This is a genomic window from Gemmatimonadaceae bacterium (genome assembly GCA_019637445.1).
Taxonomy (GTDB): Bacteria; Gemmatimonadota; Gemmatimonadetes; order Gemmatimonadales; family Gemmatimonadaceae; genus Pseudogemmatithrix.
Genome location: JAHBVS010000003.1, coordinates 150,915 through 176,252, shown reverse-complemented (window position 1 = coordinate 176,252; position 25,338 = coordinate 150,915). Strand labels below are relative to the sequence as shown.

The 25,338-nt window shown below is 68.8% G+C and carries 18 protein-coding genes; 4 read left to right on the top strand and 14 right to left on the bottom strand.

Annotated features, from left to right (window positions below):
* Positions 1–22: 22 nt before the first annotated feature.
* The 7 genes from miaB to alr are packed head-to-tail and all read right to left on the bottom strand — an operon-like array spanning position 23 to position 7,655.
* Positions 23–1,369, bottom strand: a complete 1,347-nt coding sequence (gene miaB / locus KF709_13730) for a tRNA (N6-isopentenyl adenosine(37)-C2)-methylthiotransferase MiaB (GenBank protein ID MBX3175470.1) — start codon at positions 1,367–1,369, stop codon at positions 23–25.
* A 23-nt stretch (positions 1,370–1,392) separates the two neighbouring features.
* On the bottom strand, positions 1,393–2,553 hold the full coding sequence (locus KF709_13725) for a hybrid sensor histidine kinase/response regulator (GenBank protein MBX3175469.1): 1,161 nt from the start codon (positions 2,551–2,553) through the stop codon (positions 1,393–1,395).
* Positions 2,554–2,556: 3 nt separating this feature from the next.
* Positions 2,557–3,675, bottom strand: a complete 1,119-nt coding sequence (locus KF709_13720; protein ID MBX3175468.1) for a hypothetical protein — start codon at positions 3,673–3,675, stop codon at positions 2,557–2,559.
* Entirely contained in the window at positions 3,675–4,970 is a 1,296-nt protein-coding gene (locus tag KF709_13715) for a hypothetical protein (protein ID MBX3175467.1), read from the bottom strand. Before KF709_13715 ends, KF709_13720 begins: the two co-directional genes overlap by 1 nt.
* The gene (gene cdd / locus KF709_13710) at positions 4,967–5,380 is read right to left on the bottom strand and encodes a cytidine deaminase (GenBank protein ID MBX3175466.1); all 414 of its coding nucleotides are present in this window, start codon (positions 5,378–5,380) and stop codon (positions 4,967–4,969) included. The genes KF709_13715 and cdd overlap by 4 nt, the downstream gene beginning before the upstream one ends.
* The gene (locus KF709_13705) at positions 5,377–6,543 is read right to left on the bottom strand and encodes a phosphopentomutase (protein MBX3175465.1); all 1,167 of its coding nucleotides are present in this window, start codon (positions 6,541–6,543) and stop codon (positions 5,377–5,379) included. The genes cdd and KF709_13705 overlap by 4 nt, the downstream gene beginning before the upstream one ends.
* A gap of 2 nt (positions 6,544–6,545) precedes the next feature.
* A complete protein-coding gene (alr, locus tag KF709_13700) occupies positions 6,546–7,655 on the bottom strand; it encodes an alanine racemase (protein ID MBX3175464.1) in 1,110 nt (369 codons plus the stop codon).
* 34 nt (positions 7,656–7,689) lie between these two features.
* Here alr and mazG point away from each other — a divergent pair, with 34 nt between their 5' ends.
* Positions 7,690–8,484: a nucleoside triphosphate pyrophosphohydrolase gene (gene mazG / locus KF709_13695; GenBank protein ID MBX3175463.1), complete on the top strand. Its 795-nt coding sequence runs from the start codon at positions 7,690–7,692 to the stop codon at positions 8,482–8,484.
* A gap of 32 nt (positions 8,485–8,516) precedes the next feature.
* A complete protein-coding gene (locus KF709_13690) occupies positions 8,517–9,749 on the top strand; it encodes a queuine tRNA-ribosyltransferase (protein MBX3175462.1) in 1,233 nt (410 codons plus the stop codon).
* 140 nt (positions 9,750–9,889) lie between these two features.
* Here the strand turns inward: KF709_13690 and KF709_13685 are convergent, their stop codons facing one another.
* From KF709_13685 to KF709_13670, 4 genes are all read right to left on the bottom strand, one after another.
* A complete protein-coding gene (locus KF709_13685; GenBank protein ID MBX3175461.1) occupies positions 9,890–12,283 on the bottom strand; it encodes an aldehyde dehydrogenase family protein in 2,394 nt (797 codons plus the stop codon).
* Between the two features lie 25 nt (positions 12,284–12,308).
* Entirely contained in the window at positions 12,309–13,256 is a 948-nt protein-coding gene (gene deoC / locus KF709_13680) for a deoxyribose-phosphate aldolase (GenBank protein MBX3175460.1), read from the bottom strand.
* A 76-nt stretch (positions 13,257–13,332) separates the two neighbouring features.
* The gene (gene asnS, locus KF709_13675) at positions 13,333–14,640 is read right to left on the bottom strand and encodes an asparagine--tRNA ligase (GenBank protein ID MBX3175459.1); all 1,308 of its coding nucleotides are present in this window, start codon (positions 14,638–14,640) and stop codon (positions 13,333–13,335) included.
* A gap of 61 nt (positions 14,641–14,701) precedes the next feature.
* Positions 14,702–16,783: a PAS domain-containing protein gene (locus KF709_13670; GenBank protein MBX3175458.1), complete on the bottom strand. Its 2,082-nt coding sequence runs from the start codon at positions 16,781–16,783 to the stop codon at positions 14,702–14,704.
* A gap of 155 nt (positions 16,784–16,938) precedes the next feature.
* On the opposite strand from KF709_13670, the gene KF709_13665 reads away from it, so the two are divergent.
* Positions 16,939–20,496, top strand: a complete 3,558-nt coding sequence (locus tag KF709_13665; GenBank protein ID MBX3175457.1) for a PD40 domain-containing protein — start codon at positions 16,939–16,941, stop codon at positions 20,494–20,496.
* A 139-nt stretch (positions 20,497–20,635) separates the two neighbouring features.
* Here KF709_13665 and KF709_13660 read toward each other — a convergent pair whose 3' ends face one another.
* The gene (locus KF709_13660; GenBank protein MBX3175456.1) at positions 20,636–21,592 is read right to left on the bottom strand and encodes a carbon-nitrogen hydrolase family protein; all 957 of its coding nucleotides are present in this window, start codon (positions 21,590–21,592) and stop codon (positions 20,636–20,638) included.
* Positions 21,593–21,734: 142 nt separating this feature from the next.
* On the opposite strand from KF709_13660, the gene KF709_13655 reads away from it, so the two are divergent.
* Positions 21,735–22,244, top strand: a complete 510-nt coding sequence (locus KF709_13655) for an SET domain-containing protein-lysine N-methyltransferase (protein ID MBX3175455.1) — start codon at positions 21,735–21,737, stop codon at positions 22,242–22,244.
* Positions 22,245–22,312: 68 nt separating this feature from the next.
* On the opposite strand, the gene recG is transcribed toward KF709_13655, so the two are convergent.
* Positions 22,313–24,418, bottom strand: a complete 2,106-nt coding sequence (gene recG, locus KF709_13650; protein MBX3175454.1) for an ATP-dependent DNA helicase RecG — start codon at positions 24,416–24,418, stop codon at positions 22,313–22,315.
* The gene (gene ftsY / locus KF709_13645) at positions 24,415–25,329 is read right to left on the bottom strand and encodes a signal recognition particle-docking protein FtsY (GenBank protein ID MBX3175453.1); all 915 of its coding nucleotides are present in this window, start codon (positions 25,327–25,329) and stop codon (positions 24,415–24,417) included. The genes recG and ftsY overlap by 4 nt, the downstream gene beginning before the upstream one ends.
* Between the last annotated feature and the right edge of the window lie 9 nt (positions 25,330–25,338).

The window sequence follows — 25,338 nt, the reverse complement described above, 5'->3', positions numbered from 1 at the left end:
TCGTGGGTCCTGCCAGCCGGCCCTATCCCGCCATCGGCAGCGGCTGGCGTTCCTGCACCGGCGTGCCGGTGAACGTCGCACCCGTCGTGCCGGTGAGCTCGACGGTGAGGTACTGCCCGATCATGTCCGGCGTGCCGGGCACGAGCACGGTCTTGAAGTCCCGGCTACGCGCCTGCATCAACTCGCCGCCCTTGCGCGCCTCCTTCTCAATCAAGACCTCCATCCGCTCGCCGAGCCGCGCGAGGTTCTTCTCGCGGGAGATGCCGCGGATTGTGGCGAGCAACTCATCGTAGCGCGCATCCACGATCGCGGGCGGGACGGTCCACTCGGGTGGCATACGCGTGGCGGGCGTGCCCTCACGCGCCGAGAACTTGAAGGTGAAGGCGTCGTCGAATCGGACTTCGCGGCACAACGAGATGGTGTCCGCGTGCTCCTCATCCGTCTCGGCGGGAAAGCCGACGATGATGTCCGTCGTGAGCCCGAGCCCCGGCATCGCCGCGCGCAGGCGCTCCACGCACTGCAGGTACTCCTCACGCGAGTAGCGACGCAGCATGCGCTTGAGCATCGCCGTGGAGCCACTCTGCATCGGGAGATGCACGTGCTCGCAGACCGTCGGCGTCTCCGCCATCGCGGCGATGACGCGGTCGGAGAAGTCATTCGGGTGCGGGCTGGTGTAGCGCACGCGGCGAATGCCATCCACCGCCCCGACCGCGCGCAGCAGGTCCGCGAAGTCGTGCGTGCCGTCGTGGTACGAGTTCACCGTCTGTCCGAGCAGCACAACCTCGCTGATGCCGCGCTGCGCGACCTCGGCCGTCTCGCGGACGACATCGGCCAGGCGCCGCGAGCGCTCAGGCCCTCGCGTCGTCGGGACGATGCAGTATGTGCAGCGATAGTCGCAGCCACGCTGCACGGGGATCCAGGCCTTCACGCCCTCAAAGCGTCGCGCGCTGAAGTCCTCGTAGTGCTCCTCGAGGTCGAAGTCGGTCGCCGAGAATCGTTCGCCGCCACGGGCGCCGTCAATCAGACTCGGCAGCGACCGGTAGGCGTCGGGACCGACCACCAACTGCACCCGCGTGTCGGTCTCCAGCAGGCGGGGTCCAAGGCGCTGCGCCATGCATCCAGTGACGCCGAGCACCGCGCCCGCCTTCAGGTCGCGCCGCAGCTCGCCCAGACGGCCGATCACGCGCTGCTCGGCGTTCTCGCGAATGGCGCAGGTGTTCACCAGCACCACGTCCGCGCCCTGCGGCGCATCCACCGCCACATAGCCCTCGGCTTCCAGCCGCCCGTACATCAGCTCGGAATCGCTGACGTTCATCTGGCAGCCGTAGGTCTCGATATAGACCGTGCGAGGAGTGCTGGTCGTGCTCATCGCTGAAAGATACACGGGGCCGGTCAGGCGCCGATGCCCACCGGCAGCCAGACGTGGAATCCGCTGCCCTCGCCCTCGACGCTCTTGACCCAGATCCGTCCGGCGTGCGATTCGACTGCCACGCGGCAGAAGGCCAGGCCGAGCCCGCTGGAGCGGACCCGCGGCGCATTCGGCACGGCGATCTGCGCGAACTGCTGGAAGATTGTCTCCTGATACTCGGCGGGAATCCCCGGGCCCGTGTCGTGCACGGTGAACAGGATGCCCGCCCCTTCGCGACGCGCGCCGAGCCGCAACGCGATGGGCGTGGGCGCGTGCGTAATGGCGTTCTGGATGAGGTTCGACAACACGCGCTTCACGAGCGTCTTGTCGGCGTGGAACACCGGCGCGTCGTCGGCGACCTCCGTGGCCGCCTCGGTCTGCTCCTGCCGAAAGCGCAGTGACCAGTCGAACATCAGCTCCGCCACCAGTGCCGCCGGGGCGATGGGTTCCGGGTGCAGGGCCAGCGGCTGTTCGTCCACGCGCGAGACGTCGAGCAGGTCCTGGATCAGCGCGAGCAGATCCTCCCCCTTGCCCTCCACGTCGCTGAGGGCGCGCCCCACCCGTTCCTCCACGGCACCGAAGTCGCCATCGCGCAGCATCTCCAGCGTGGCGAGCATCGAGGTCAGCGGTGTCTTGAGGTCGTGCACCACCATGCGCGTGATGTCGTCGCGGGCCTTCTGCATCTCGCGTAACCGACGCAGCGACTCCTCCAACGCATCCGTGGCACCCTTGAGCTGCAACAGCGAGCGCACGCGTGCGCCGAGCACGTGGCGATTGTGCGGCTTGACGAGGAAGTCGTCGCCACCGGACTCGATGGCCTTGATGCGATCGGACGCGTCGTTGAGGGCCGAGACAAAGATCACGGGGATGCGCGCCGTGCGCGGGTCGCGCTTGAGCCGGCGGCAGACCTCGAAGCCCGTCTCCCGCGCATCGACGCCGAGATCGCCGGCCGGCATCGAGACGTCGAGGATGCAGAGGTCCGGCCGTTCGCGCGTCGCCAGCTCGACGGCCGCAGGGCCGTCACCTGCCTGCAGGATCTCGCAGCCCAGCGGGGCCAGCTGGTCGCGCAGGAGCTCGACGTTGGCCTCGACGTCGTCAGCGACGAGGATGCGGGGCTGGCCCGCGGCCGCCCCGCGCATCGGCATCACCTAGGGCCGGATACCGAACCCGAGGCTGACGAACCAGCCGCCTTCGCTGGCGCCACTGGTCGACCGGACGGCGCGCTGCACCGCGAGATCGACCTGCGAGCGGCCGCGTGCCACCGGCAGTCCGACGCCGAAGGAGTACGCGCGCTCGTCCACCTGATTGCCGTTCACGCCGAAGGGCAACGTGCGGTCGCGGATCCCGGCGCGCACCACCGAGTTCGCGCCGCCGATGCGCGGTCCGAGCACGTCGACCCCCAAGCCAAACTCCGTCGCATCGAACACGGAGAGGCTGGGGGTGCCGAGGCCCTCCATGTCCGTCCAACGCACCCGCTCGACCCGGCCGCTGACCCAGGCCCCCGGCACGGCCAGCCAGCTCACGCCGAGGCCAAAGCGCGTCGGCACAGTGGCCGTCGCGGCGGCGGTGCGGTTCTCCTCGACACTAAACTCACCGCCAGAGCGCATCGAAGCTGCGAGCACAAGGTTGTCGCGCGGTGTCGCCACGACGCCGAGTGACAGAGCAGTGCCGGAAAACGCGATTGAGGAACGCTGCGAGAGCGCCCCCACCCCGCTGGTGTCGGGGAACACCCGCGTGAACTCCGTGCGGAACTCGCCGGTCATCGCGTGGATCCCGACGCCGACCTGCAGGCGCGGGTTCACCACATAGCCGAGGGCGGCGCGAACATCACCGATCGCACCATCGCTGGCGATCGTGGCCGTGGACGGAATCCAATCGCCAAGCACGAGCAGGCTGTCGTCGTACTGGTTGAGCCAGGTGCGGTCGAGGAAGGTCGTGACGCCCACCGCCCCCGTGAATCGTCCCATCGCCCCGGTGGCGAGGAAGGTGGGGAATCGCACCACCGTGGCATTGCTGTGCGAACTGCCGACCGAGGTGCGCCGCCATTCCGGCTCGAACTGCAGCTGGATGGCAAAGCGCGTGCCCTGAGTGATGGCCGCTGGATTCAGGCCGGAGCTGGGATCGGACTCGGCGTTGGCGCCGCCCGCCGCCAGCGCGGCCGCGGACAGCTGACCCGTCGGGTAGCCGAAGCCCTGGTTCGACAGAGCGCCCTGCGCCGGCAGCGTGGTGGCCGTCGTCACGGCCGCGAGGAGGAGGAGTCGACGCATCACGGGCGACCGAAGACCTGGTTTCGCGTGTAGCTGACGCGTAGCCGCGGCCGCAGGGCCGGGTCGGCGGCGTTCTGGCCAAAGAAGCGCAGACCGCCAGCCGTCGCGCCTTCGCCGCCGCTGCGCAGCAACAACGCCGCAGGGATATCGGCATTGCCGGATACGCTTGCCCACTGGCGCAGCAGGCTGTTCATCTCCAGGACCTGCACGCCGGAGTCCGCCGGGAGCAACCGCAGCGTGTTGTTGAACAGATTCCCGCCCGCGAGCAACGTCGCCGCGCGCCTAAGGTCCGTGATGGTGTTGTTTGCCAGGACAAGGTGCGCGACCAGCGACGTGCTGTCCTGGTCGACCCCGTAGACAGGATCCTGGGTCAGTTCCAGCTGCGCCCGTAGGATGCCGACAGAGTCGGTCAACCACAGGGGGAGTTCAAAGCGCAGGTATGTCCGTGCGCCCGGCAGCCCGCCCACTCGGAACGTCCCAGCGCGGGAGATGTCCGGTGCGGCGGCAACCAGCGAATAATCCACGTAGTCGCCCGCCACGAAGAGCGGGAAGGCGGGCGTCAGCGACGCCGGCTCCAAGCCGGCCACGCGCCGCACCAAGGTGTCGGGCGAGACACGATACTCAAGCGCCGGACCATCGCCGCCCGGGAAGTACGGCGTCATCAGCAGCCGCACGCCACTCCCTGAGCGCACCCGAAGCCCGATGCGCAGCTTGTGATCGACGTTCCCGATGATGGCGAGGAGCTTCGCGTCGTCGAGCGGGATGCGCACCCGGCTCGAGTCCACGAATGACGCCGAGTCCGTACGCAGTGCACCGAGTAGCCGCTCGTCGGTGAACAGCGGGAGCAGGTTCTGCGGAATCGAGTCGACCAGGGTCGAGTCGAAGACGTCGAAGGCCTCGACGAAGAACTGCTGCGGGATCGGGGCCCCGCCGCTATAGAGGCGCAGCGACAGAAATGCCGAGTCCACGTAGGTAATGGCCTCGAGCGTGTCGCCATCGAGCGGCACCCACTGCCGCACCAGCGTGTCGAAGCGCACCACGGCGCGCACGTCGAAGGTGTCGCCAAACTGCGCGAGCAGCAGCGGGCTCTCGAGGCCCTGCAACGGGAAGCCCGTCAGCACCGTGTCGAAGGCATACGCCGGCTGGACGGCCGAGTCCTGCACCACGATGCCCTGCCCGGGGCAAAGCAACGGACAGGTCCCGCTGGTCTCAAGCTTCTCGCTGCAGGCGGCGACTGCCGCAACCAGCGGCACCGCGACGAGCAGCAGTGAACGGGGGAAGCGCCAAGAAATCACGAGTGGAGCGATGAAGGCGTGAAAGGTGTCGGCAACAACTCGGCGAGCGTCCAGCGCGTCACGCGCCCCTCGCGATCGATGGCGACGACAGGAAGCGCCGGCTGGAACTCCGCCAGCGCCTGGCGGCAAATGCCGCAGGGAGGTGTGGCCACCGAGGCGTCGGTGGCGATGGCGATGGCAGCGAACTCACGCTGACCTGCGACGACCGCCGCGCCAAGCGCCACACGTTCAGCGCAGGTGCCGGCCGGATAGGACGCGTTCTCGACGTTGCAACCCTCGACGATGCTGCCGTCGGCACAGAGCAAGGCCGCGCCAACAGTGAACTTCGAGTACGGCGCATAGGCGCGGGCCTGCGCCTGGCGCGCGCGCGCCGTGAGCTCCTGCTCGCGGGTCGAGGCAGCGGTGCTCACGGGACGATCGTCGTCAGGAACGACTGCCCACGGCCCCGAAACCCGATGCCCAGCCACTCGGCCACCGTCGCGCCAAGGTCGGAAAACGTCTCCCGCTGCCCAAGATCCACCGGCTGCACACGCGGACCGGCCACGAGCAGCGGGACGTTCTCCCGGGCGTGGTCAGTCGATGGCGTCGTTGGATCGTTGCCGTGGTCGGCAGTGATGAACAGCAGGTCGTCCTCGCGGAGGGCGGCAATGATGTCAGGGAGCGCCGCATCGAACTCACGCAGCGCCTGATGGAACCCCGGAACGTCGTTCCGGTGCCCAAAGGCTTGGTCGAAATCTACAAGGTTGGCGAACAACAACCCATTGGGGCCCCCACGCAGCCAATCCAGGAGTTTCGACACACCCTCGGCGTTGTTGGTTGTGTGCCCGCCCTCGAGGCCTCGGCGGGCGAACAGGTCGTCCACCTTCCCCACCCCGCTGCGTGGAATTCCGGCCGCCTGTAGGGCGTCGAGCAGCGTCTCCTCGGGCGGGGCGATGGAGAAGTCGCGACGGTTGGCCGTGCGTCGCCACGCGCCGGGCGTCCCCACGAATGGCCTGGCGATCACCCGCGAGACGTCGTGGGGCGCCACAAGCATGGCCCGCGCCGTCTCGCAGGCGGCGTAGAGCTCGTCGAGCGGGATGGTCTCCTCGTGCGCCGCCACCTGGAAGACCGAATCGGCCGAGGTATAGACGATCCACGCGCCGCGCTGCCGATGCTCATCGGCGTAGCGATCGATGATCGCCGTACCGCTCCCCACGACGTTGCCGATGACTGGACGCCCCGTGCGGCGCGAGAACTCGTCGATCACGTCGGCCGGGAAGCCCTGCGGGTACGTTGGAAACGGTTGCGCGAGATGTACGCCCGCGATTTCCCAGTGCCCGGTCGTGCTATCCTTGCCCGCGGAACGCGGCTGGAGCAGGCCCCAGGCGCCCTGCGGTGCGGGATCCGCCGCGACGCCCTCCAACGACCGGATGCGCCCGAGTCCGAGGCGCGCGAGGTTCGGCAGCTGCAGCCCGCCGACGGCCCGCGCGAGGTTGCCCAGCGTGTCGGAGCCCTCGTCACCGTAGGCCGCCACGTCGTGCGCGGCACCGATGCCGACGCCATCCAGCACGAGGATCACAGCGCGATGGGTCATCGTCAACGACGCTCCGTGTAGAGGCGCAGCAGGCGCTGGCGCAGACCCGTCAGCAGCTCGTACGGCGAGAGATCCGCGCGCGCCGCGACGTCCTCGGCGGTCAGCAACTGATCCTCGTGGCGGCCGAGCAAGGTCACGACATCTCCTGCTGCGACGTCGAGTCCCGTGACATCGAGCATCAGCATGTCCATCGTCACGGTGCCCGCCACGGGTGCGCGTCTCGCCCGGCCCGCGCCTCCTGACACCAAGGCTTCTCCCACGTTGCCGAGCGATCGGCGATAGCCATCGCCGTAGCCAACGCCGACCGTCGCGATGATGCTGTCCTGCGCGGCCGTCCACGTCGCGTCGTAGCTGACGGTCTCGCCGCGGCGGAGGCTGCGGGTCTCGACCACGCGCGCCCGCAGATGTGCCACTGGCTCGGGCTGGAGGGCGGCGCCATTGCCGCTGCCCACGCCGTAGAGGAACACGCCGGGTCGCACCGCCTGCCAGGGCGACGGCGAGCGTCGCACGATGGCCGCGCTGTTATCTGCGTGAAGCAGCGGCGGCAGGGCCGGCAGCGCGCTCAGCGCCTCGCGGAAGCGCTGCTCCTGCGCCTCGAGCGAGCCATCGTCGAGCTCGGCGGAGTGAAAGTGCGTGAATGCTCCGCTGGGCGGGCACTGCTGCAGCTCAGCGGCGAGCGTGCCGACGTCCCGCCAGCCGATGCCCGCGCGATGCATCCCCGTGTCGATCGCGAGATGCCAGTCGCCCCCACCGAGGGCCGCCCAGGTCGCAATGCCCTCGCGGCTCGCCAGCGTGGGGACCAGCGCCGCCGAGCGCAGCCGCGCGAGGTCGCTGGGCAGCGTGGGCGTGAAGACCAGCACGGGCCGCGTGATGCCGGCGCGCCGGAGTTCCTCGCCCTCAACAATTGACGACACGCCGTAGGCCAACGGGTGGAGCGATTCCAACGCTTGGGCCACGCGGACGGCACCCAGCCCGTAGGCGTCGGCCTTCACCATCGGGATCAAGGGGACGCGCGCGCAATTCGCGAGGGCCTTCGCGTTCCGGACGACGGCGTCGAGGTCCACCTCGACCCAGGCACGGGGCAACGCGTCCGGACTAGATTGCGTGGGCATTGGAGCCTCGAAGTGTACCGGACCAAAAAACGCGATGCAAGACAAAGCCACGCTTGAGGATGCCCTCGCGATCATGCGCGACCTGCGCGCGCGCGACGCCTGGGATCGCGCGCAGACGCACGAGTCGCTGCGGCCCTACCTGAACGAGGAAATGCACGAGCTGGACGACGCCCTGCGCGAGGGTGACGACGCGGCGATGTGCGGCGAGCTGGGCGACGTGCTGCTGCAGGTGCTGTTCCACGCGGTGATCGCCGAGGAGCGCGGGGCCTTCGGTCCGGAACAGGTGGCCGGCTCGCTGGTCGGGAAGATGACGCGACGCCATCCCTGGCTGTACGGCAACGAGAAGGAGCGCACGCCGTGGGAGCAGATGAAGGCGCAGACGCGGCGTTCATTGGCGGAGGGATTGCCGAGCGGCCTGCCCGCCCTGCACCGAGCGCATCGCCTGCAGGAACGCGCCGCCGGGGTCGGCTTTGACTGGCCGGACACCGACGGGCCGATGCAGAAGGTGGCCGAGGAGCTGGAGGAGGTGCGCGCACAGATCGCCGTGGACGGCGCGGAGTTCGACACGCACGGCGTGCCGAGCGGCGATCCACAACACGGCAAGCTCTCGGAGGAGCTGGGCGACCTATTGTTTGCGGTGGTGAATCTGTGCCGGAAGGCGGGGGTGCATCCCTCGTTGGCGCTGGACGGCGCAAATGCGAAGTTCCAGCGCCGCTTCGAGCAGATCGAGCAGTTGGCGGCGGTCCGCGGCATCGACGTGCGCTCGGCGGGACTCGAGGCGCTGGACGCGCTCTGGGACGAAGTGAAGCGGGGCGAGGCCGGCGCGTGAGCGAGGACGTTCCGGTGTGGGGCGCCCCTTCGGTGCCCAGCGAAGTCGCCTCGCTTCCCCACTTCGGCTTCGCGACCGCCGACGAGACCGGCGCCGCGCGCTGCGGCTGGTTCAACACGCCGCACGGCGTCGTGGAAACCCCGGCCTTCATGCCGGTCGGCACGCACGCGACCATCAAGGGACTGAGTGTGCAGGAGGTGGAGGCCACCGGCGCCCAGATGGTGCTGGCGAACGCCTATCACCTCTACCTGAGGCCCGGCGACGCCGCCGTGCGCGCACTCGGTGGGCTGCACGCCTTCGCACGCTGGAAGGGGCCGATGCTCACGGACTCCGGGGGTTTCCAGGTTTTCTCGCTGGCCCAGCATCGCACGGTGCGCGAGCGCGGCATCGAGTTCCGCTCACACCTCGACGGCTCGCTGCACGACTACACGCCCGAGTCCGTGATGCGCATCGAGCGCAACCTCGGCGCCGACGTGATCATGCAGCTGGACGAGCTGATCGAAGGCAAGTCGGACGAGGCGGCCTCGCGCAGCGCGATGGAGCGCTCGCTGCGCTGGCTGGAGCGCTGCCGCGAGGAGTTCGAGCGGCTCGGGCGCGAGGGTCGCGCGCCGTTGGATTCGATCGCCTTGCCGCCGGGCGCCCCTGCCCTGTTCGGCAACCTGGACCTCGAGCGCGTGGCGCCGCCGCAGGCGCTGTTCCCGATCGTCCAGGGCGGCATCCATCCGGAGCTGCGGCGCGCGAGCGTGCGCGGCATCCGGCAGGCCGGCGACTGGCACGGCATCGCGATCGGCGGACTCAGCGTCGGCGAAGCGAAGCCGGACATGTACGCCACGATTGAGGTCTGCGATCCCGAACTGCCGCGCGACAAACCGCGGTACCTGATGGGCGTGGGCTTCCCGGATGACTTGGTGGAGAGCGTGGCGCGCGGCGTGGACCTGTTCGACTGCGTCGTCCCGACGCGGATGGGTCGGCACGGCACGGCGTTCACGCCCGATGGCACGGTGCAGATCAAGCGTGCGGACCATCGCTTCGACAAGCGGCCGTTGGTGGAGGGCTGCGACTGCTACTCGTGCACGCACTATGACCGGGCCTACCTCAGGCATCTCTTCAATGCGGAAGAGATGCTGGGGCTGCGGCTGCTCTCCTTGCACAACGTGCACTATCTGGTTGGCTTGATGCGACGGGCGCGGCTCGAGTTGGCGGCCGGACGATTCCCGGCTTGGGCGGCCGAGTATCTCGCGCGGTACCGGGCGCGGGGGAAGTGAGATCGGCGCGCTGAAGTTTGCCACAGAGGCACAGAGACACAGAGGGCTCCGCAGTGTTGCGGAGCCCTCCGTCGTTCCAAGGCACTTCAGTCGTTGCCTGCTCTGTGCCTCTGTGTCTCTGTGGCAATGCAGTTCAAGGCTTACTCGCCATACGGAATCCAGATGTTCTTTACCTGCGTGGCCTCGCGCAGGAACTCGCGGCCCTCTCCGTGCTCGGCTGACGACCAGTCCACAACGCCCGCGTGGCACCAGGTGCGCTTCATATTGCTTGCGCTCGCCAGCTCGACGGCCTTCACGCCCTCGCGCGCGCCCCAGTACCAGATCCCTTCGACGTCGTCGTGCTCCGCCAGCGTCTTGGCCAGCGGGTCCTTGTCACCCGTGACGATGTTCACCACGCCGCCGGGCAGATCGCTGCTCTCGAAGACCGTGTAGAGGTCCGTCGCGCTCAGCGGATGCGGCGCACTTGGCACGGCCACCACGGCATTGCCGGTGGCAACGAGCGGCGCGACAGCGGAGATGAACCCGAGCAGTGGCGACTCGTCGGGTGCGGCGACGGCCACCACGCCGATCGGTTCGTTCATCTGCAGCGCGACGCCGCGGATGGGCACGCTGTGCACGGCGCCATCCCACTTGTCGGCCCATGCGCCGTAGCTGAACAGCCGCGCGACGCTGGCCTGCACCTCGGCGCGCGCCTGCGCCGCAGTCGAACCGGTCATTGCACGAAGACGCGTGGCAAACTCCTCAGCTCGCGCATCGAGGTTCTCGCCGATGAAATAGAGGATCTGCGCGCGCAGATGCGCCGTCGCCTTGCTCCACGACTTGGCGGCCGCCTGCGCCGCCTCGACGGCGTTGCGGATGTCCTTGCGATTGCCCTCGCCGACCTCGCCCACGCGCTGACCCTTGGGGCCGACGATGACGCGCGAGTACCCGGAGTCCGGCCGCGCCTGCTTGCCGCCGATGAAGAGCTTCGGGGTGCGGTCGACGGACGGCAGTTGTGAGTCGTGAGTCGTGAGTTGTGAGAGTACAGCCTTCGAACGCGCCGATACTGCCGTTCCCTTACGACTCACAACTGATGACTTACGACTGCAGTACTCATACATCCCTTCCCGTCCACCCTCGCGCCCGTACCCCGACTCGCGGTAGCCGCCGAAGCCCGCCGCCGCATCGAAGAGATTCGTCGCGTTGATCCACACAACGCCCGCCTTGAGCTTCGGCGCAATGTCCAGTGCGAGGTTGATGTTCTCGCTCCACACGCTGGCGGCCAGGCCATAGGGCGTGTTGTTCGCGAGCGCGACCGACTCCTCGGGCGTGCGGAACGTCATCGCCACCAGCACAGGGCCGAAGATCTCGACCTGCGCGATCGTGCTCGCCGGCTCGACGTTGGTGAACAGCGTCGGCGGATAGAAACAACCGTTCTTGGGCACGCTCCAACTCGGCTGCCACATCGTGGCGCCCTCGTCCTTCCCCTGCTTCACCAGCTTGGTGATGCGCTCCAACTGTTCGGGCGCGACGATGGCCCCCATATCCACCGCCTTGTCGAGCGGATTGCCGACGCGGAGCTTCTCCATCCGCGCGCGAATCTTCTCGATCAAGCGGTCGTGGATGCCTTCCTGCACGAGCAAGCGCGAACCCGCGCAACAGACCTGTCCCTGATTGAACCAGATGGCATCCACGACGCCCTCGACCACGGCGTCGAGGTCGGCATCCTCGTAGACGATGAACGGCGACTTCCCGCCGAGTTCGAGCGAGAGCTTCTTGCCGCTGCCCGCCGTCGCACGACGGATGATCTTGCCCACCTCGGTGCTGCCCGTGAAGGCGATCTTGTCGACGCCCTTGTGCTCCACCAACGCCGCGCCGGTCTTGCCGTCGCCCGTGAGGATGTTGAGCACGCCGGCCGGCAACCCGGCCTCGTGGGCCAACTCGGCGAACAGCAGCGCGGAAAGCGGCGTGAACTCGGCGGGCTTGAGCACCACCGTGTTCCCCGCGGCCAGCGCCGGCGCGACCTTCCACGCCAGCATCAGCAGCGGGAAGTTCCAGGGGATGATCTGTCCCACTACGCCCACGGGACCGTAGCCGACGAACTCCGACTCCATCAGCTGCGCCCAGCCAGCGTGATGGTAGAAGTGTCGGGCGACGAGCGGGATGTCGAGGTCGCGGGTCTCGCGGATGCTCTTGCCGTTGTCCATCGACTCCACGACGGCCAGCAGACGCGAATGCTTCTGCACCATACGGGCGAGCGCGTAGAGATGCCGCGCGCGCGCGTGCCCGGAGAGCTTCGCCCACTTTGGCTGCGCCTTGCGCGCCGCGGCCACGGCGGCGTCGACGTCCTTGGTCGTGCCCTGCGTGACCTTGGCCAGCTTGTCGGTGCTGCTCGGGTCGATCACGTCGAAAGTCGCGCCGACCTTGGTGAAGGCGCCGTTCACGAAGTGCCCGAAGCGCGACTCGTGGCGCTTCAGCCAGGCGCGCGCTTCGGCAGCGCTTTCGGGCGCGGGGCCGTAGTCCATCGTGCGGAAGATCTCTGCTACGCTTGCCATACGTCGCTCGCGGATCGAAGGCAGGTCAAGGCATCGGATGACGGTGCGCCGCGGCATAGCGGCCCGTCACGAAGTGTTCGAGCTGGCGCTCGATGTCAGTCAGCAAGCTTGACGCGCCAAAACGAAACAGGTCGGGCTGCAGCCAGCGCTCGCCCAGCTCTTCCTTCATCAGCAGCAGGTAGTCGAGCGACTGCTTGGCGGTGCGGATCCCACCGGCGGGCTTGTAGCCGACCTTGAAGCCGCTGGCGCGCTCGTACTCGCGGATCTGCCGCACCATTACCAGCGAGAAGGGCAATGTCGCGTTGACCCCTTCCTTGCCAGTGCTGGTCTTGATGAAGTCGGCGCCCGCCTGCATCGCCACCCAACTGGCGCGCGCCACGTTGGTCAGCGTGGCCAGCTCGCCCGTGGCGAGAATGGCCTTGAGGTGCGCGTCGCCGCAGGCCTCGCGGAAGGCCTTCACCTCGTCGTACAGCGCCTGCCAATCACCCGTGAGCACGTGGCGACGCGTGATGACGATGTCGATCTCCTGCGCGCCGGCCTTCACGCTCTCGCCAATCTCCGCCAGCCGCTGCTTGAACGGCGAGAGCCCGGCCGGGAAACCCGTACTCACCGCGGCGACGGGAATGCCCGACCCGTCGAGAGCCGCCACCGCCGTCTCCACCCACTGGTGATAGACGCAGACTGCCCCGACGGTGATGCCCAGGTCGTTCGCGCCCAGCGCGTCGACCAGATCGTCGCGCAGCGGGCGCCGCGCCTTGGCGCAGAGGCGGCGCACGTTGCCGGCGGTATCGTCACCGGAGAGCGTCGTGAGATCCATCAGCGTGATGGCCTTGAGCAGCCACGCCGCCTGCCACTGCTTCTTCACCGTGCGGCGCGTCGGGATCGTGGCCGCACGGCGTTCGGCCGCGCTCTTGTTCACGCGGATGGCACGCACGACGTCGAGGTCGAGCGGCTGGCCCGCGTTGCGCGTCAGATCGGAGGCGCTCACGCGACGCACTCGGTCGCAACGCGCGGCGTTGTCACGGGCGGCACGGTATCGCGCATCGGCATCACGGATGCAGGCGGGTCATCATCCGCGGGAAGGCGATGCACTCGCGGATGTGCGGCGTGCCGCAGATCCAAGCCACCGTGCGCTCGAGGCCCAGACCAAAGCCTGAGTGCACGAAGGTCCCGTACTTCCGAAGGTCGAGATACCACGAGTACGCCTCCACCGGCAGCTTCTCCTCGTGGATGCGCTGCAGGAGCTTGTCGTGGTCGTCTTCGCGCTGCGAGCCGCCGATGATCTCGCCGTAGCCCTCGGGCGCCAGCATGTCGTCGCAGAGCACGGTCCGCGGGTCAGCCGGGTTCTCCTTCATATAGAAGGCCTTGGCTTCCTTCGGATAGTTGCAGATGAAGATCGGCGTCTCGTAGTCGGCAACCAGCAGCGCTTCATCCTCGGCGCCGAGGTCGTCGCCCCACTGGACGGCGCTGCCCTTGCCCTGCAGGGTCTTCACCGCATCGGAGTAATCGATGCGAGGGAACGGCGCCTTGATCTTCTCCAGCTTGGAGACGTCGCGCTCGAGCTCCTTGAGGGCGGGCAGCTGCCGCTCCACCACGCGCTGCACGAGGAAGGACACGAAGTCCTCCTGCAGCCGCATGTTGTCGTGTGTGTCGTAGAAGGCCACCTCGGGTTCGATCATCCAGAACTCGGTGAGATGGCGCCGCGTCTTGGACTTCTCCGCGCGGAAGGTCGGGCCGAAGGTGTAGACCTTGCCGAAGGCCGCCGCCAGCGCCTCACCATAGAGCTGACCGGTCTGTGCGAGGTAGGCGTTGCCTTCGTCGAAGTATTCCGTGGCAAAGAGCCCAGAGCGTTCACCGATCGCCGCCGTGAGGATCGGCGTGTCGGTGCGCAGGAAGCCGCGCGCGTAGAAGAAGTCGTGGATGGCCTGCTCGATCTCGTTGCGGATGCGCATGATCGCCACCTGGCGCGGCGTGCGCAGCCAGAAGTGGCGATTGTCGAGCAGGAAGTCGACGCCGTGTTCCTTGGGCTGAATCGGGTAGTCGAGCGCGCTCGACCCAATCAGCTGCAGCTCGGCAACCCCGAGCTCCACGCCACCCGGCGCGCGCGCGTCCGCCTTGACCTCACCGGTCACGCGCAGCGAACACTCGAGCGTCAGCGACTGGAACGCCTCCCAGGTCTCGGCGCTCACCTGCGGCTTCACGACGACGCACTGCAGCAGGCCCGTACCGTCGCGCATCGTCACAAAGGCGACCTTGCCGGAGGATCTGGTGTGCGTCACCCAGCCGCTGACACTGGTGGTCTGGCCGACAAGGGTCGGAAGGTCGGAGATGCGAATGGGTTCGGGCGTGCTAGACATCCCCGAAAGCTAGAGGCACTGCAGGAGCGCTGGTAGGATGGCCGTCGCGGCCGACCGACCCTCAGCTGCCCGGTTCGGCGCGACCCCTGGTCACAGGGGCGGAGGCATCCGAGAGGGCCCGCACGCGACTCGACTGGTCGTGGGGCGGCAAGAGAATGCGGAACCGCGTGCCACGCCCCAGCTCGCTCTCCACCAGCGCGTGCCCACCCGCGCCGCGGACGACGCCCTGGACTACCGCCAATCCCAGCCCGGTGCCTGCGCCTGTCGGTTTGGTGGAGAAATACGGCTCAAAGATCCGGCGACGGACCTCGTCCGGCATGCCGCTGCCCGTATCCTCAACCTCGAGCACGACCCAACGACCCTCCGGCAGTCGCGCCGCCGCCTCTGCGGCCACGTCTACGACGTACAGGCGAATCGTGATGCTGCCCGATCCGGCAATCGCGTCACGCGCGTTGACGACGAGATTGAGCAGCACCTGCGTCAGCTGCGAGGGCTCGATCCATACCCGGGGAACGCCTTCGGCCACCTCGACCCGCAGGCGCAGCGCCCGACCCAGCAGACGCCGCAGCACGGGCTCCAACTCCTGCACCGTCTGCCGCAGATCGATGCTGCGCGGTTCGGCCGAGGTCCCGCGGCTGAACGCCAGCAGTTGGCGCGTCAGTCCGTGGGCGCGACCTGTGATGCGCAGCAGCTCATCGAGATCCGGCTCGGCGGCACGGCGCACGGGGTCGTCTGTCGGTGCGCTACGCAGGGCCTCGCGGGCAAGCTCCGCGCAGCCCGCGATGGCCATCAAGAGGTTGTTGAAGTCGTGGGCGACGCCGCCGGCCATCGTGCCGATCGTCTCCACACGTTCGAGCTGCCGAGCCCGCGACTCGATTGCCCGACGGTCCGATGCATCCGTGATGATCCCGCGCACCCGTTGGGCGACTCCGGCAGCGTCACGCTCGACGTCCCCTGTCACGAAGACCCAGCGGGCAGACCCGTCGGGCAACGAGATGCGATGCTCCAGTGTGTAGTCGTTCCGGCCTGACGAGAGCACCTCGATGAACACGCGGGCGACAACGGCTGCGTCTTCCGGATGCAGCAGCGGCAGCAGTCCCTCGAGCGGACCGCTGAGCTCGGCCTGGTCCCGGCCCATGATCGTCGCACCAACGGCGTCGAAGCGCATCGTCTCGGCCACGACGTCGATCTCCCAGCGGCCCATGCGGCCCGCCCGGAGGGCGATGTCGAGCTGACTCTCCCGGTCGGCGATGGTGCGGGAGAGCCGCGCCTGCCGCTGGCCCACCAGCACGCCAGCAAGCGTCACGGCGAGCACGAAGGCCAGGAGGCCCAGGCGCACCGGCTGGGTCTCGCGGGCGAGCGCGGCCTCCCAGCCTCCCTCCGGCGCTGCCAGCAGCCGCCAGTCGCCGTCCACGACCTCAACCGGTGCCTCGACCGGCCGCTGCACGCTGCCCGCGCTGTCCCCGCCGAACCAGATGCCCGATCGGTCGCGCACCTCCAAGAGCAGGTCGCTGCGTTCCGGCGAGATGCCCGCATCCGCCATGAGGGTGGGAATGTCCAAGACGATGGCGGCCAGGTCGGGAAATCCGGGACGCTGGGTGAGCCGCTTGCGCACGATGAGCCCGCTGCCGCCCTGCACCAGCTCGATCGGCCCAGTCACGATCGGTGTGGTGAACGCCATCGAGCGTTCATAGCCCTCGCGGATGGCAGGACGGGGATCGCGACTGAGGTCATAGCCGAGTGCCGCGGCATTGCCCTGCGTTGGCCAGGTCCGGACAATCCGGCCGCTCTCGACGAACTGCACGGTGCGCACGCCGCTGGTGCCGGTCAGCAGCCCGCTGGCGAAGACCGGAAACTGAGCCTCGAGCCGTATGCGCGAGTCCTCAGCCTCCGCGAAGGACCAGAGTCCCTCAAGCAGTGCCACGCGGCGCTCCACGGCGGACCGCAGCGCTTCGACCGTGGGCGCCATCTGCGAACTGACGCGGACGCGGAGCTCACGGTCCACCCGCGCCGCGTACCAGAGGTCGACGGCCATCGCGCAGGCCGACGCCACCACGAAGGCCGCCCCGGCGACAATCCACACCGTCCGCCTCGGACGATGCGACGGCGCAGCTGCGGCGCGCACGGCGTCTACGCGTCTCACGGATGTGGCCTACGGTGCCGGGTTGAAGGGTGCCATCAATGGAGTATCGGCAGATTCTCGGTGATCGGCCAAGCGTGACAGCACGCGGACCCGCAAGCCATATTCCGAGGCCCTCGGACACTCCGGGCCCCCACCTGGACCCCAACCCAACGCCGATGTCGACTCGCCGGTTTACCCTGGCGGCCGCTGCGCTCTGCGCGCTCTCCGCCCCGATCCCGACGCTCGCTGCCCAAGGCGGTCCCAGCGCCTCGGGCGCGGCCGCTACCACCCTGCCCCTGAAGACGGCTCGCACCCACCGCTTCACGGCCACCGAAGGCACCTGGATGTCGCTCGACGTCTCGCCCGACGGCCAGACGATCGTGTTCGATTTGCTCGGCGACCTCTACACCCTGCCGATCGCCGGCGGCAAGGCCACGCGCCTGACCAAGGGCATGGCCTACGACGTGCAACCGCGCTTCTCGCCGGATGGCAGGCGCGTGGTGTTCGTCTCCGACCGCAGCGGCGGCGACAACGTCTGGGTCCTCTCGCTCGACGGCAAGGACACGCTGCAGCTGACCAAGGGCAACAACAACCTCTACGTCTCGCCGGAGTGGACGCCCGACGGCCAGTACATCGTGGCCTCCCGTGCGGGCGGCCTGGGCGGCGCGCACAAGCTCTGGATGTACCACGTGGACGGCGGCAACGGCGTGGCGCTCTCCGCGACGCCCACCCCACCGGCCAACCTCAAGATGCTCGGCGCTGCCTACGGCGCCGACCCGCGGTTCCTCTGGTTCGCCGCACGGCAGGGCGACTGGCAGTACAACGCGCTCGGCCCCCAATACCAGATCTACAGCTGGGACCGTGAGACGGGCCGCACCGCGCAGATGACCACGCGCTTTGGGTCGGGCTTCCGGCCGGCGCTCTCACCGGACGGCAAGTACGCCGTCTATGCCTCGCGCTTCGAGACCCAGACGGGCCTCGTGATCCGCGACCTCGGCAGCAGCGAGGAGAAGTGGCTGGCCTTCCCGGTGCAGCGCGACGAGACCGAGTCTCGCGCGCCGATGGACGCCTACCCGGGCTTCTCCTTCACGCCCGATTCGCGTGCCGTCGTGGTGTTCTACGGCGGCGGCATCTGGCGCGTGCCCGTGGACGGCAGTGCCCCCACGCGAATCCCCTTCGAGGCGGACGTCGAGTTGGAGATGGGTCCAGAGGTGATGTTCCAATACCGCGTGGACACCACCAGCACGTTCACCGCACGTCAGGTGCGCGATCTCGCACCGTCGCCGGACGGGACCAAGCTCGCGTTCTCGTCGGTGGGCAAGATCTACGTGATGGACCTGCCCAATGGCACGCCGCAGCGGGTCAGCGCGGCCACGACCGGCGAGTTCATGCCGGCCTGGTCGGCCGACTCGCGCAGCCTTGTCTGGGTGACCTGGAACGACCAGACCGGCGGTTCGCTCGTGAAGGCGACCACGGCCCGCCGTGGCTGGACCACGCAGACACTGGCGTCCGGGGCGCTCTACTTCGACCCCGCCTGGTCGCCGGCCGGTGACCGGATTGTCGTGACGCGGGCCGCCTCGCGCGAGATGCAGGAGGCGGGAGGCGCGTTCTTCGGACCGGCCGCCGCAGAGTTTGTGTGGATGCCGGCCAACGGAGGCGACGCCACGTCCATCATGCCCACGAGCGGCCTCGGCAACCCGCATTTTGCGAATGCCGCAGATCGCATTTACGCGTACAGCCGGCGCGAGGGACTCGTCTCGTTCCGCTGGGACGGCACCGACCTGCAGAACCACCTGCGCGTGACAGGCCCGATGCCGCCGGGCGCGGGCGGGCCGCTCACGCTCGACGCCGGCAACGACATGCAGGCCGCGATGATCCAGGGCGGCCGCGCGGCGCGTCCGCTCACGAGCGCGGAGCCGCGGGCCTACGACATCACGCGCAATACGCCGATGTCGCAGTCGCACCTGGGCGACGACCACGAGCTCGAGAACAACCCGACGCCGCCAGCGGCCGGCCTCATTCAGGTCTCGCCGACGGGCACGCAGGCGCTGGCCTCGGTGGGCATGGACTTCTATGTGGTCACCATCCCGCAGACGGGCGCCAACGCGCCGACGGTCAGCGTGGCCAACCCTGCCAGCGCGCCGGTCCCGGTGCGCAAGCTCAACGAGGTCGGAGGGGAGTTTCCGGCATGGAGCGGCGATGGCCGCAAGGTGATGTGGGGCCTGGGCAACGCCGTGTGGACTTACGACATTGACCGCGCCAAGGTGGTCGAGGACTCCCTCAAGGCCGATGCGCGCCGCGTGGCCGCCATCCGGGCGGACACCACCAAGAAGGACTCTTTGGCCCGTGCCGATAGCATCGCCAAGGCCGACACGACCAAGAAGGAGAAGCCGGGCTACAAGCCAGCGGAGCAGCGCATCAGCGTCAGCGTGCCCCGCGACAAGCCGCAGGGCTCGGTCGTGCTGCGCGGCGGCAAGGCCATCACCATGCGCGGCCGCGAGATCATCGAGAACGCCGACATCGTGATCCGCGACGAACGCATCGTGGCCATCGGCGCCCGCGGCCAGGTGCAGGTGCCGACGGGGGCGCGCATCATCGACGTCTCCGGCAAGGTCATCATGCCGGGCATGGTGGACACGCACTACCACCCACAGTGGCTCACGCCGGGCGTCCACAACACCCAGACCTGGCAGTATCTCGCCACCTTGGCCTACGGCACGACAACCACGCGCGACCCCCAGACGGCCACCACGGACTTCCTGACGTATGGCGACCGTGTGGCGATGGGGGAGATGATCGGCCCGCGCATCTACACCACGGGTCCGGGCGTCTTCTCGGCCGAGAACGTGCGCGACCTGGACCACGCGCGGCAGATCATGAAGCGCTACGCCACCTACTACGACACCAAGACGCTCAAGATGTACATGAGCGGCAACCGTCAGCAGAGGCAGTGGCTGATCCAGGCGGCGAGGGAGCTGGAGATCATGCCCACGACGGAAGGTGGGCTGGACCAGAAGCTCAACCTGACGCACGGCATCGACGGCTACCCGGGCATCGAACACACCCTGCCCATCACGCCGAAGTTCGCGGATGTGTTCGAGTGGTACAAGGCGACGGGCACCTACAACTCGCCCACCCTCATCGTCGAATACGGCGGACCGTTCGGCGAAGGCTGGTTCTATCAGACCGAGGACCTCGCGAACGATCTCAAGCTTCGCACGTTCACGCATCCAATCGACCTCGCGGGCAAGATTCGACGCCGCGGCACGGGGAACGCACCCGGACCCGCCGGCTTCGCGCTGCGTGAGGAGTACGCGATGTGGCAGCACGGCGCGGACATCGCCAAGACGGTCGCGGCCGGCGGCAGGATCGGCGTCGGCTCACACGGCCAGCTGCAGGGACTCGGCATGCACTGGGAGCTGTGGCTCATCGCCAGCGGTGGTCTGCCGAACCACGATGCCCTGCGCGCCGCCACGATTGTGGGCGCCGAGGCCATCGGGCTGGCGACGGACATCGGGTCGCTGGAGGTCGGCAAGCTTGCCGACCTGCTGGTGCTGGACCGCGATCCGCTGAGCGAGATCCGCAACTCGAACAGCATCGCGATGGTGATGCTGGGTGGGCGGCTCTACGACGCGAACACGCTGAACGAGGTCTACCCGCGCCAGCGGACGCTACCCCGCCAGCCTTGGGCGTATCAGCCGCCCTCGACGCGCGCGGGCATTGGCATGCGGTAGCGGCGATCAGGCGCGGCGACCGGCCGCACGTACCTGGCCGCGCCTAGCGACGAACGGGCCGTCTCCCTCGGGAGGCGGCCCGTTCGCGTGTTTTGCTTCGTCCTTCGTCCTTCGTCCTCCGTCCTTCGTCCTCCCACGTTCATCCTTCAGACACCGTCCGCTGCCGCTCGCGGTTCACGACCAGCCGCGTCACGTCAGGTCGAGCATAGTGACCCGCGAGGTCGAAGTTCTGGCGCTCGCGACGCACCAAGGCGTGGTCGATGGTCGCGACGATCACGCGCTCCTCGCCGATCACGGGTTCCACGATCCAACTGCCGTCCGGCGCGGCAATGCAGCTCGCGCCGTTCGCCGGCACCTCGGGCAGGGCGGCCATCAACAGTTCGCGCTGGGGCACATCCGGCCCGACGTCCGATCGCCGCATCAGGCCGCTCACCGAGATCACGAATGACCGCCCCTCGCGGGCAATGAAGCGCGTGAGGTCGCGCGTGTTGTGCTTTCCGCCGGGCCAAATCGCCACGTGCAGGTCCTCGCCCTCCGCGTACAGCACCGCACGCGGCAGCGGCATCCAGTTCTCCCAACAGTTCAATCCGCCCACCGCAAAGGCGCCGAGCCGATGGGTGCGCAGGCCGTGCCCATCGCCGGGGGACCAGGCCAGGCGCTCTTCATACGTCGGCACCAGCTTGCGGTGCACGCTGCCGATCTCCCCGCTCGCCGCGATGTAGACGAGGCTCGCATACAGGCTGTGCCCGCCCCGATCCTGCGGACGCTCGATGATGCCGAGCACCACGGCGACTCCCAGCTCACGCGCCGCATCGCAGACGGGCCGCAGGTGGCCGGCCTCGATCTGCACCGCCTCACGCTGATAGTGCGCGTGCAGTTCCTTCTGCAATGCGGACTCAAAGCGCGCGCCGTCGGTGTGCTCCAGCCAAAACGGATAGCCCGGCACCAGCGCCTCGCCGAAGGTCACGAGTTGGGCGCCCTGCTCTACCGCGGCTCGAATGGCCGCGACGACCTTGGCCAGCGTGCGCTCGCGGTCAAGCCAGACGGGCGCGATCTGCGCGGCGGCGACGCGAAGGGTGTCAGGCGGCGGTTGCATCCGGCAGAAGCTATGCGGTCACCGAGGGGACGGCAGGACCGGTTCGGGCGGCGCGCGGCGTGGACCCGCGCGCCGGCGACCCCTCAACCGGGCCAACTACGCCTCTGGCGCCGATGCCAATAGGCGCTAGGTTTCCGCGCGCATGACCGGCCCAACCCCACCGATACATCCGCAGCAACCCGACGAGGCGCCCCGGCCGAACACCGGGGCGTCCCTGCGTTCCGCGCCGGGCATCCTCCCAAGCGCGAACCCGCTCATCGCGGTGCTGGCCGAGGCTGATGCGCGCCGCGTCATCGCCCGGGTCGCAATCGCCGCTGGCACGCCGATCCTTCGCATCGAGGGGCGGCTGACCGACCTCCCGACGCGTCATTCGGTGCAGGTCGGCGCCTCACAGCACATCGACCCCTTCGACCTCTTCGACGACGCCGCGCAGGTCGAATGGCGCTCCTGGATGTACCTCAACCACCACTGCGAGCCGAACGCCGAGCTGCGGGAGCGCGTCTTGGTGGCGCTGCGGGACATCGCCGAGGGTGAGGACGTGACCTTCGACTACAACACGACCGAGTGGGAGCTGGCGGAGCCGTTCAGCTGCGCCTGCGGCAGTCCACGCTGCGTCGGTGTGGTGCGCGGGGCGCGCTTCCGGCGGCGGTAGCTGACGGGAGCGCCACGCGGCCGTGCGAGCCAGCGTCCATGCACGACAACTGCTTGCGCACCCTCGCGTCAGCCCACCCGAAACAGCTCCAGCGCCCGCCCATACTGCCGCTTGAGCGTCTCTTGCAGCGCGGCGTGCTCGGGCCGCGAGAGTGCGGGATCGCGCGCCAGCACACGCCCCGCTGCGGCGCGCGCGAGCTCGCTGAGCCCCTCGTCGCGCAGCGGGTCCGCCACCTTGAACATCGGCACGCCGCTCTGCCGTTCGCCGAATAGGTCGCCCATGCCCCGCTGTTCGAGGTCCGCCCGCGCGATCGCAAACCCGTCCTCGGTCTCGAGGAACGGCTGCAGCCGCTCTGCCACCTCCTCGCCAACGTCGCCAAGCAGGATACAGTAGGACTCCTCCGCCCCGCGCCCAACGCGGCCGCGCAGCTGGTGTAGCTGCGAGAGGCCGAAGCGCTCGGGGTGCTCGACCATCATCACCGTGGCGTTGGGCACGTCGATGCCAACCTCGATCACCGTTGTCGCCACCAGCACGTCGATGCTGCCGTCGCGGAAGTCGCGCATGATGCCGTCCTTCTCGTCGGCCTTGAGCTTGCCGTGCAACAACGCCACGCGGCGACCGGCGAAGGGGCCGGCCTGCAGTTCCTCGAAGGCGACCTTGGCGGCCTTCAGGGCGGACTTCTCCGACTCCTCGATCAACGGATACACGAGGTAGGCCTGCCGACCCGCGTCCAACTCGCGATTGATGAACGCCAGCACGCGGCTGCGTGCCGATTCCGGCCGCAGCGCGGTCGTGACGGGCTGGCGACCAGGCGGCCGCTCGTCGAGGATGCTCACGTCGAGGTCGCCGTACACGGTCAGCGCCAAGGAGCGTGGGATCGGCGTGGCCGACATCAGCAGCACATCCGGCCGCTCGCCGCGCTTGCCGCGCTCCGCCAGCGAGCGCCGATGCTCCACGCCGAAGCGATGCTGTTCGTCGATGATGGCGAGGCCCAGCCGAGCGAACGTGGTGCCCTGCTCCTGCAGCGCGTGGGTGCCTATGGCGAGCACCGGCTCCCCGCCCTCCAACCGCGTCGCTGCGAGTTTCCGCTCCTTCGCGCTGCGCGAGCCCGTGATGAGCACCGGCACGATCCCGAGCGGTGCCAGCAGCCGGTCCACCGTGCGGGCGTGCTGCTCGGCCAGGAGTTCGGTCGGCGCCATCAGCGCGACCTGGTAGCCGTTCTCCATCGCCAGCAACGCGGCGAACACGGCCACCACCGTCTTGCCCGAGCCGACATCGCCCTGCAGCAGGCGATGCATGCGCTGCGGCGCCGACATGTCCTGCACGATCTCGCGCACCGCGCGCACTTGGGCCTTGGTGAGCTCGAACGGCAGCACCTCGCGGAATCGCGTGGTCAGCTCGCGGCGGTTCTCGAACACGATGCCATCGCGAGCCTCACGGGCCAGGCTGCGGGCGCGTTGGTGCAGCAGGTGGACAAACAGCAGTTCCTCGTAGGCCAACCGCGCGCGCGCCCGCAACGCCTGGGCCACGGACGTCGGTCTGTGCATCGCCCGCAATGCGTCCGGCAGCGTCGGCAGGCCGGCCTCGGCGAGCAGTTCAGGCGGCAGGTACTCCTGCACCAACGGCAACAGCGCATCGAGATGCCGGTCGATGAGCTGCCGGATCAGCTTGAACGAGAGTCCTTCAGTGGCCGGATACACGGCAAGCACGCGGCCGGCGCCGGTGCTGTCGCCCTCGGGACCAAGATTGACGAACTCGCGCGGAGCCAACTGACGCCCGTGATAGAAGCGCACGGGTCCGCTCAGCAAGAGTTGATCGCCCTTCTGGACCTGCCGGTCCAGCCAGGGCTGCCCGGGCCAGCCGACCTCGATGAGCCCCGACGCATCCTTCACCACCGCCTGGAAGATCCGCAGGCCTTTGCGCGTGGGCAGGATGCCCTTCGAGACCACCTCGCCGATCACGGTGGCGTCGTCGCCCACCTTGAGCCGCGCGATGGGCGTCACGGTGCTCGCATCCTCGTAGCGATGCGGCACGTGCAGCAGCAGGTCGCGCGCCGTGAAGATATTGAGCCGTCGCAGGGCCTCGGCGCGCCGGGGCCCGACCCCGGTGAGGAACTCCACCGGCATATCGAGCGAGCGTCGGCCTGCGCCTGCTCCGCCGGCGGCCGGGCTCATCCCTCCAGCAACTCCGCCGCGAAGCGCGCGGGCTCAAAGGGCAGCAGGTCCGCGGCCTGTTCGCCAAGGCCTAGGAACTTCACCGGCACGTCCACGGCCTCGTGCACCGCCACGACGACTCCGCCGCGTGCCGTGCCATCGAGCTTGGTGACCACCAAGCCCGTGAGCGGCACCACCTCGGCGAACTGCTTGGCCTGCTGCACGGCGTTCTGCCCGACAGTGCCGTCGAGCACGAGCAAGGCCTCGTGCGGTGCGCCTTCGAGTCTCTTCGCCACCACGCGATGCACCTTGCGAAGTTCGTCCATCAGCGCGCCACTGGTGTGCAGGCGACCGGCCGTGTCGACGATGATCACATCCACGCCCCGTGCGATGCCCGCGTCGATGGACTGGAACGCCACCGCCGCCGGATCAGCGCCGGCGGTGGCGCCGATGAACTCGGCACCCGTGCGCTCGGCCCAAACCTTCAACTGATCGATGGCACCGGCACGGAAGGTGTCGCCCGCCCCGAGCAGCACGGTCTTCCCTTCCTTGCGGAAGCGGGCGGCCAGCTTGCCGATGGTGGTCGTCTTGCCGGCCCCGTTCACGCCGAGCACGAGGATGACCGTCGGGCCGGAGGTCGCCGTGGCGAGCGTTGGCGTGGCGTTGCCGCTCTGCAGGGCCGACGACACAAGGTCGCGGATGGTCCCGCGAAAGTCCTCGGCGGTGCGGATCACGCCCTTGGACGCCTTGGCCCGCACGGCGTCCACGAGTCGCATGGTGACGGGCACACCCAGATCCGCCTCGAGCAGGGTCTGCTCCAGGCGCTCGAGAGTGTCGCCGTCCACCCCGCCGCGGGCGAGCACGCCGACGTCGGTGAGCGCGACATCCTTGATCCGCTGCCAGAGGGAGCGGCGGGACAGCAGGTTGGCCATGGATTCGAA